This window comes from Bacillus sp. S4 (assembly GCF_040838205.1).
Lineage (GTDB): Bacteria > Bacillota > Bacilli > Bacillales > Bacillaceae_G > Bacillus_A > Bacillus_A cereus_U.
The window spans coordinates 1-7,039 of sequence record NZ_JBFPJI010000164.1 but is presented as its reverse complement, the minus strand read 5'-3'; the positions used below and the strand labels follow the sequence as shown (position 1 = coordinate 7,039).

Below are 7,039 nucleotides of genomic sequence, written 5' to 3'. Positions count from 1 at the left end.
AGCTACGATGACCTACATTTTTTAAATAATTGCTTAACATATTAAGAAAAATACCGACCATTAGGGCTGTCCCAGCCTCTTTGGATAGCTCATCATTCATGAAAAAACAATATGCTACACCTATTATGGAAAAAACGAAGGCAGTGATGTATTTCAAATTTCTATACCAGCCTGGAATGATTTGAAATATATGCTTTTTCTGTTTATCAATTTTTTTTTGTGCTGCTTCTCTTTCTTTATAGAAAATATCTAGCTTGTCATAAACTAAGCCAATGATTGCCGTCCATACGCCTACATTAAGAACAATCCAAGCTTCATCTTTAATTGCTGGATTACTTTGAAAAGAAACGAAAAACGTACCAGTAAAGGCGGCTATAAATAATAGTGGACCTGAAGCAAGTAAGAGAAATTCCACAATTTTTGATACACATTTCTTAAAATAAAACTTAAGTGATTTTACCTTTAGCAATATTACACCTCCACATAATTCCATCGCATTTTTAAGATTTTAAACTGTTCTCCTTTTGATGTGACGATTTTATTATAATGGATAAATCAATTTAATTTAATAAAATATTATAATGAATTTTAAATCAAAAAATTATATGCTAGAGCAAAGGCTTTGACCTAAGGACGTTATTTATTTACGGTAACTTATCTTATAAACAGATTAGTTACTTCTTTATATTCTTATAGACTCTTAATATAATAGGAATAAACGGTTAGAAATACCAATTTTGAGGGGAGTGATAATTATGTAAACGGATTCAGACACAAAAAACAATATCACTTTTAGAAAGAAGGGATTGTATGTCTAGTAAAGATGTGTGGCGATGGTTGCTACCTAAATTTAGTAATGAAGTTTTGACTCAAATATACGAAGTCACAAAAATTCCAGTTAATGGTGTCCGAAAAAATAAACTTAAGTCTTTCATTAATAAAACAAATAGAAATATGCTTATTTCAAAATTGCTTGACACAAAGAATTTGCCAAAATTGATGTCCTGGTCCAAAGGGGTCACGTCAAATCTACTAGATGGATTATCATTGGTAGATAAAGAGGTAAACGAACTAGTAAATATTGCGGAGCACAGTAATGCTGCTACGGTATTTACAAAACTATTTTTTGAAGACCAAGAAAAAAAGGCAGTTCAATTGTACGCACTTTTAAAAGACGAACAGAGTGAATTATTAAATCTTCCGAATGAATCCATTACACTTAACACTGAATCGGACGATGAAAAACCGATGACAAAACAAAAAACAATTTCTAACGAAAAGCCAAAAGAGGAAACGACGACCTCTAAAAAAGACCAAAAGAAGATACAACAACTCGAACAAAAGGTAGACAACCTAAAGAAGGAGTTGGAAAAACGCGATGAAATTCATAAGAAAAAGATAGACGAGATGATAGAAAAAAATAAGAATACCCATGAAAAACTAACTGAAAAAAACCGATTGTATAACGAATTAGTAAAAGAAAACGAAAAAATGACTGAGTACACGGGGGGAACAGGTAAATGGAATAAAGAAAAAGCCGCGTTAGAAGAAACAATAAAAGTTTTGCAGAGTAAATTAAATTATTTACATGCACAACAAATGAAAGAGAAACAATTACATGAAAAACAACTACAAGAACTATCAAAGGAAGGTTCTGATAACAAAACAACAACTGAAATGAAAGTAACTTTGAATCAAACAAATAAAACTCGAATTCTTGTAATTGGAAAACCTCTATTTACACAACGATTTCAAGATGAAAGAATCGAATTTAATTTTGTAGAATCAGATGATGTTCATAAGTATCCATTTACAAAAGACTATGAAAATTATTGGATTTTATCATACGAACTCAATCCTCAAAACCAAATGTTATTGAGTATGAATGATTCGTATTCACAACTAGACAAGAAAAAAATCAAAATTTGTAAAGATTTCAATGAAGTAAACGAATTATTGAATCAATATAACGGAAGAAGAGAGAGGGTTATGTAGCATGTACGGAGCAAAAAGATGGGATATTAATATTGCAGGGATTTTAGCAAATGACGGGGAGGTTTCAACAGGAAGAAGTTCTGTTATTATCAATCAAAACGATAATTTACAATTTTACATACGAATCGTTTCTACACCCCCTGAAAGTTTCCCTCGACAAATAAGAGATGTATGTTGTTATGAGGAGGAGTTAAATAATTGGGGTTTTTATGATGATATTACTAAAAGCCACTTCGACAGAAAGCAAGCGCTTCGCGATTTTTTGAATCGCTATATACTCTTTTTTAAAGTAGATTTAAAAAAACCAAGTGGCGGAATGGAGTATCATGTTGCAAGAGATGTAAGTATTGTTAAGAAATCTGATTCTTTTGCCCCTGGTACATTTTTGGAGCCGATTCCAATTTTTTCAGAAGAAACAACTGAGCGTACAAAAGAGGTATTTGAACAACAATTACAGGGTAAAAAATATATAGGAGAAAACAAACAAATCTCTAAGGATGATGACGTTGCTCCATCTATGATTTTATGGAAACATCAACCGGACAAGCAAGAATATACACTATACGGTTCATTTGAAAAATATGATTATGCTCATGGTGGTTTTCGATTCTATACATCATCAAACCAAGTGAATTCCATCAATTTACAAACGGAATATGTTATGAATAGTTATTTGCATGAACAGGTTCTTTTTATGGAATCAAAACAATGCGATGAATTGCAAGATTTGCTTAAAGAACATGGGGAACCGATTGGCGGATTAGAAACACAAGATGCTCCAAAAGAACAATTATTAGATGACAAACCTGTAGAACCTGTTACACCAGAAGAACACTCTATTGGTTACAGAGAACATGAGTTTATGGAAGTATTTCAAAATGAATGCAAACGTTTAGGACTCTATTATGATACTAAAGATTTATATAATTTCCATACTGCAATGAAAACGGGAAGTCTTGTAATTTTAGCTGGTATGAGTGGTACTGGAAAATCGAAGCTTGTCCAATGTTATGCAAATGCTTTGAAACTAACCAAAGACCAAATGTTATTTGTACCGGTTCGTCCGTTTTGGCAAGATGATGCAGATGTAATTGGTTATCTAGATACATTACATAACGTATATCGCCCAGGAGATTCCGGTGTGATGAATATCTTAGCCCGTGCTAAAGATTATAGTGAAGACTTGCATGTCGTTTGCTTTGACGAAATGAATCTTGCACGCGTTGAACATTATTTCTCACAATTCTTATCGGTACTTGAGTTGGAAGAAAATAAGCGAATTTTACGTTTATATAATGAAGAGTTTAGTGCAAGAATCTACAACCAAAATGTATTTCCACCTACTTTACGTATAGGAAGTAACGTGATTTTTGTAGGAACTGTAAATCTTGATGAATCTACATTCCAATTCTCTGATAAGGTATTAGACCGAGCGAATGTAATTACTTTAAATATGCAGCCGTACTCCAATGTGCTACAAATGGAAGAACAACGAAAACAAGAACCAATTATACCGAAGTCAGAGCCGTTTACATTTGATGAATACGAAACATTCAAGAAAAAAGAACGTGAAATTTCATTACATGAAAATGAATCTAAGTTCCTCTGGGATTTGCACATTGAATTGCAAAATTGCAGTCGAAACTTAGGAATCGGATGGCGTATTATTCGCCAAATCAGCAATTTTCTAAATAACATTCCGCTAAACGCTCCTCTTAGTAGAGAAGAAGCTTTTGATATTCAGTTAGTACAACGTGTTCTAACAAAAGTTCGTGGGTCGGATGAACAATTTACGGAATTGATTGGTAAGTATAATTCAGACACAAGAACAGTAGAGAACAGTAAATTGTTAGAATTATTATCTACTATGCCAACTTCCTATGAATTTAAACAAACACGAAAATTGATAGGGGAAAAAGCGAAGGAGTTACGTTTATATGGTCATACCATTTAAAGTTATTTTTCGGCAAAATGAAAAGGAGGTACCTATTACTAACTTTGTGATGGATGAAACGCTTTTGTATGGAATCGAAAGCGAACAGGTACAGGTACCGGAAGTTGTGGAGAACAAAAATTTAGAGTTAGATTTTATTTGTGAGGATGAAACAGCCCGTCTTTATATGGATGGGTTGGATACTCTTCCTTCTTGGAATTTATTAATTGGGGATGACGATGTTGCATATGTATCTCCTGAAATAAGTCCTATAGATTTATTCAAGTATTCAAAAGACCCGAAAAAATCTAATGAGTATTATCCACTCATCCCTGGATATTATCGAATTAAGGTAGTTGTGCAAGATGTAGCGTACTATTCTTGGCTCAAGGTACAACCAAAACAAATTACAGAAGAACAATGGGTTTCGATGCGTGAAGACGTTGAAGAAACGTTGAATGGATTAGCGCAGGATTTGATACGAAAAAATGCAAGTCTTGGAATTAATAGTTCACTTCCAATTCCCATTCATATTCTTCGGAAATTATATATTGTTAAAAAGGATTACTTGAAATGGATTAACTCTTTAAAATCTATTCAATCCGAACCCCGTATGCGGATTCGTAAAGAATATGATTTGGTTCCAGAAGGAAAAGCTGGAATTGTTGATGCTACTAGTATTCGTTATCGTTCTAGACATCCAGAAAGTCGAGATTATGTTTATACACCTAAACATACTAGAAATCATAACTTATTAGAAAATCAGTGGATTAAAAAAATTATGCGTTTTATCTCACGAGAAATGAACGATTTATTGCTATATCTCCATGACCATAAAGAAAAAGTACAACAAGAAATTAAAAAAGAACAGTATTTTCAACGCTTTCGTGGCGATGAGAGTGTCCAAATTCGTATGAAATCTAAAGTATTAGATGAATTATTAGAATATGAACGATTCGTTCGACAAGTGAGAAGTGAATGCTTGATTGTATTAAAAGAAGATTGGATGGAGGAAGTAGAAGAAGCAAAAATGTTGAACATTCCTCATGCGCTTCATTTAGACATGAGATATCGACAATTATATAAACTGTATCGTTTATTAAAAAATGAAGAATTGTCCATTGCACTGGATACCAATTATGATTACTATTGGAAACGAACGGATTTATTGTATGAAATTTGGGGATTTTTACAATTGGTAAATGGATTACAGAATGAAAATGTTGGTTTTGAAGTAGTAAAAGGTTGGATTTTTGATACAAATCCTAATTCTAAAGCAATTACGGTTCCTTTTTTAGAACCAGGAACTACAATTGAGTTTAAGAAAGAAAATGTTCGATTACGTTTGGTTTATGATGAAACCTTACCATTCAATAAGGAAAAGACAGTTCTGGATAAACCGATTTATGCAGATGGAGCACATACTCGTCCAGATGTTCGAATGGATATATATGAACTTGATGAATATATTGGAACAATTATGGTCGATTTCAAATACAGACCTTTGTATTTTATATGGGATAGTAATTCATTGTCATCTAGAAAACAAACAGAAGTTATGCGACAATTAATTTCTTATCGAGCCAATATGAATTCTCCTTTCCTATATAAGAACGCGTCTCCGGACCAATGGCAAGTATTTAGACCGATACGTGAAGTTTGGGCAGTTTATCCAAAGCATAAGGTTAGTACACAACCTAAAGACCCTATGGAGAATTACCAGGTTCGTTTGATGGAATTAACGCCTTTAGAAAATAAAGACGAATTCTACCTTAGTATTGCAGATGCGATTCAAAAGGTAGTAGGTACTTATCATAAGTTGTTTCACCAACGAGTGTAATATTAAGATGCATAATATAGTTAATAAAAAAGCACCTAATTATAGGTGCTTTTTTAACGTTTTGATTTTACATATCCATTTTCTTATGCTTCTTTTTCTGTGCAAAACCAGGCAATATTACTTGTTGCTTTATCATAAAATTCTCCCTTAGGAACATGATAAATCTTGCTGTTTGCATTGCCTTTGATTTTCCCCTTGCAAGCTACATTGCTTTCTTTATTATCGTTTGAATTGTTTTGAGAAGGGGGTAGAATTTGTTTTAGGATGATTAGAGTTTGTTGAAGAACTTGTATTGAAATCATTAGCAGCATAGTCTTCAATACTCCATATCCCAATTCCTTTTTTCTGTGCTTCTTTTTGAATTGCATAAAACTCATCGATGTGATTTGTGTTTGGTGCATATACATAAGCAACTCTTGCTAATCCCTTTTTTAGTAACATCTTATTTATCATCTGACCATCTACATACACATAAGCTAGTAAATTAAAAGACGCAGAGTGGTTTGATGAAGCGTTGGATGCCTTTTATAGAGATACATCAACTAACGGCACCAAAGTGACTGAAGCAATAGCAATGACAAGAGTAGGTGGGAAAGTTATCATTAAACCATAATATTTTGTTTTTGTCGCAGATACTTTAATTACATGAGAAAAACTAAAGACTGAAAATACAGTGGTCTTTGGTTTTTCTTTTGATTAGACTATGTTAAATAATAGTGTTGATTTTTTGTAAGAAATAAAGGACCTCTTTTAAAGGTCCATTTTTGTTTGTAAAAATTATATTAATTCAGCCTTTAAGAAGTCCCATCAACATATTAACGAAAACATATGCTAAGCAAATTTATATACCATTTTGTCCTTTTGAAATAAATTTGCATTATAAGTTGTGAAAAATCTTGTTCCGACAAGCTCGAAGGCGTTTTTAAGATATACCATGTATTCATACGGTTACGTCCTTCATACAGCAGTAGATGCTTATAACAAAGGGTTTCAAATTGTGGTTTATGAAAAAGCAGTAGCATCTTTTAATGCGCAAGGACATGAATATGCACTTGGACATTTTAAATCTTGTTTACATGCAGAAGTGAAGTGAAAAAAAGAGGCCTTCAAAAAGGTCTCTTTTTCACATTTAAATAGAGACGACTTGCTGTTGAATTAACTTTTTAATGAACGGGCTAATGTTTTCTGGTAGCCCATTTAAATCAAAAAATTGTACATTTGACACTCCCACCCCTAAAGGGGCCAGCTGACTAACGTCAGTGGGATTCTTG

Annotated in this window: 5 protein-coding genes and 2 pseudogenes; 4 read left to right on the top strand and 3 right to left on the bottom strand. The window is 32.9% G+C overall.

What is annotated here, in order from left to right; genetic code table 11:
- A pseudogene (locus tag AB3X48_RS14925) lies at nt 1–469 on the bottom strand (hypothetical protein); the annotation flags it as partial.
- 341 nt (nt 470–810) lie between these two features.
- On the opposite strand from AB3X48_RS14925, the gene AB3X48_RS14920 reads away from it, so the two are divergent.
- Genes AB3X48_RS14920 through AB3X48_RS14910 form a run of 3 tightly spaced genes read left to right on the top strand, consistent with a single transcriptional unit; the run spans nt 811 to nt 5,768 of the window.
- Complete coding sequence (locus tag AB3X48_RS14920; RefSeq protein ID WP_367959705.1) at nt 811–1,995, top strand: hypothetical protein; 1,185 nt, start codon at nt 811–813, stop codon at nt 1,993–1,995.
- 1 nt (nt 1,996) lies between these two features.
- The gene (locus AB3X48_RS14915; RefSeq protein WP_099003867.1) at nt 1,997–3,949 is read left to right on the top strand and encodes a DUF8727 domain-containing protein; all 1,953 of its coding nucleotides are present in this window, start codon (nt 1,997–1,999) and stop codon (nt 3,947–3,949) included.
- Nucleotides 3,933–5,768 (top strand): DUF2357 domain-containing protein, encoded by a 1,836-nt coding sequence (locus AB3X48_RS14910; protein ID WP_367959704.1) that lies wholly within the window; start codon nt 3,933–3,935, stop codon nt 5,766–5,768. The genes AB3X48_RS14915 and AB3X48_RS14910 overlap by 17 nt, the downstream gene beginning before the upstream one ends.
- Before the next feature lie 83 nt (nt 5,769–5,851).
- Here the strand turns inward: AB3X48_RS14910 and AB3X48_RS22080 are convergent, their stop codons facing one another.
- Together AB3X48_RS22080 and AB3X48_RS14905 are read right to left on the bottom strand one after the other, a co-directional pair.
- Nucleotides 5,852–6,070, bottom strand: coding sequence for a sunset domain-containing protein (locus AB3X48_RS22080; protein ID WP_483298825.1), 219 nt, complete (start codon nt 6,068–6,070; stop codon nt 5,852–5,854).
- Nucleotides 5,988–6,209 carry a thermonuclease family protein gene (locus tag AB3X48_RS14905; protein WP_367959703.1) on the bottom strand — a complete coding sequence of 74 codons (222 nt, stop codon included), beginning with the start codon at nt 6,207–6,209 and terminating at the stop codon, nt 5,988–5,990. The genes AB3X48_RS22080 and AB3X48_RS14905 overlap by 83 nt, the downstream gene beginning before the upstream one ends.
- 511 nt (nt 6,210–6,720) lie before the next feature.
- On the opposite strand from AB3X48_RS14905, the pseudogene AB3X48_RS14900 reads away from it, so the two are divergent.
- A pseudogene (locus AB3X48_RS14900) lies at nt 6,721–6,861 on the top strand (isochorismatase family protein); the annotation flags it as partial.
- Between the last annotated feature and the right edge of the window lie 178 nt (nt 6,862–7,039).

Coding starts and splice junctions, on each gene's coding strand:
- AB3X48_RS14920 (WP_367959705.1), top strand. CDS start 811: ATGTCTAGTAAAGATGTGTGGCGATGGTTGCTACCTAAATTTAGTAAT.
- AB3X48_RS14905 (WP_367959703.1), bottom strand. CDS start 6,209: ATGTTACTAAAAAAGGGATTAGCAAGAGTTGCTTATGTATATGCACCA.
- AB3X48_RS14910 (WP_367959704.1), top strand. CDS start 3,933: ATGGTCATACCATTTAAAGTTATTTTTCGGCAAAATGAAAAGGAGGTA.
- AB3X48_RS22080 (WP_483298825.1), bottom strand. CDS start 6,070: ATGATTTCAATACAAGTTCTTCAACAAACTCTAATCATCCTAAAACAA.
- AB3X48_RS14915 (WP_099003867.1), top strand. CDS start 1,997: ATGTACGGAGCAAAAAGATGGGATATTAATATTGCAGGGATTTTAGCA.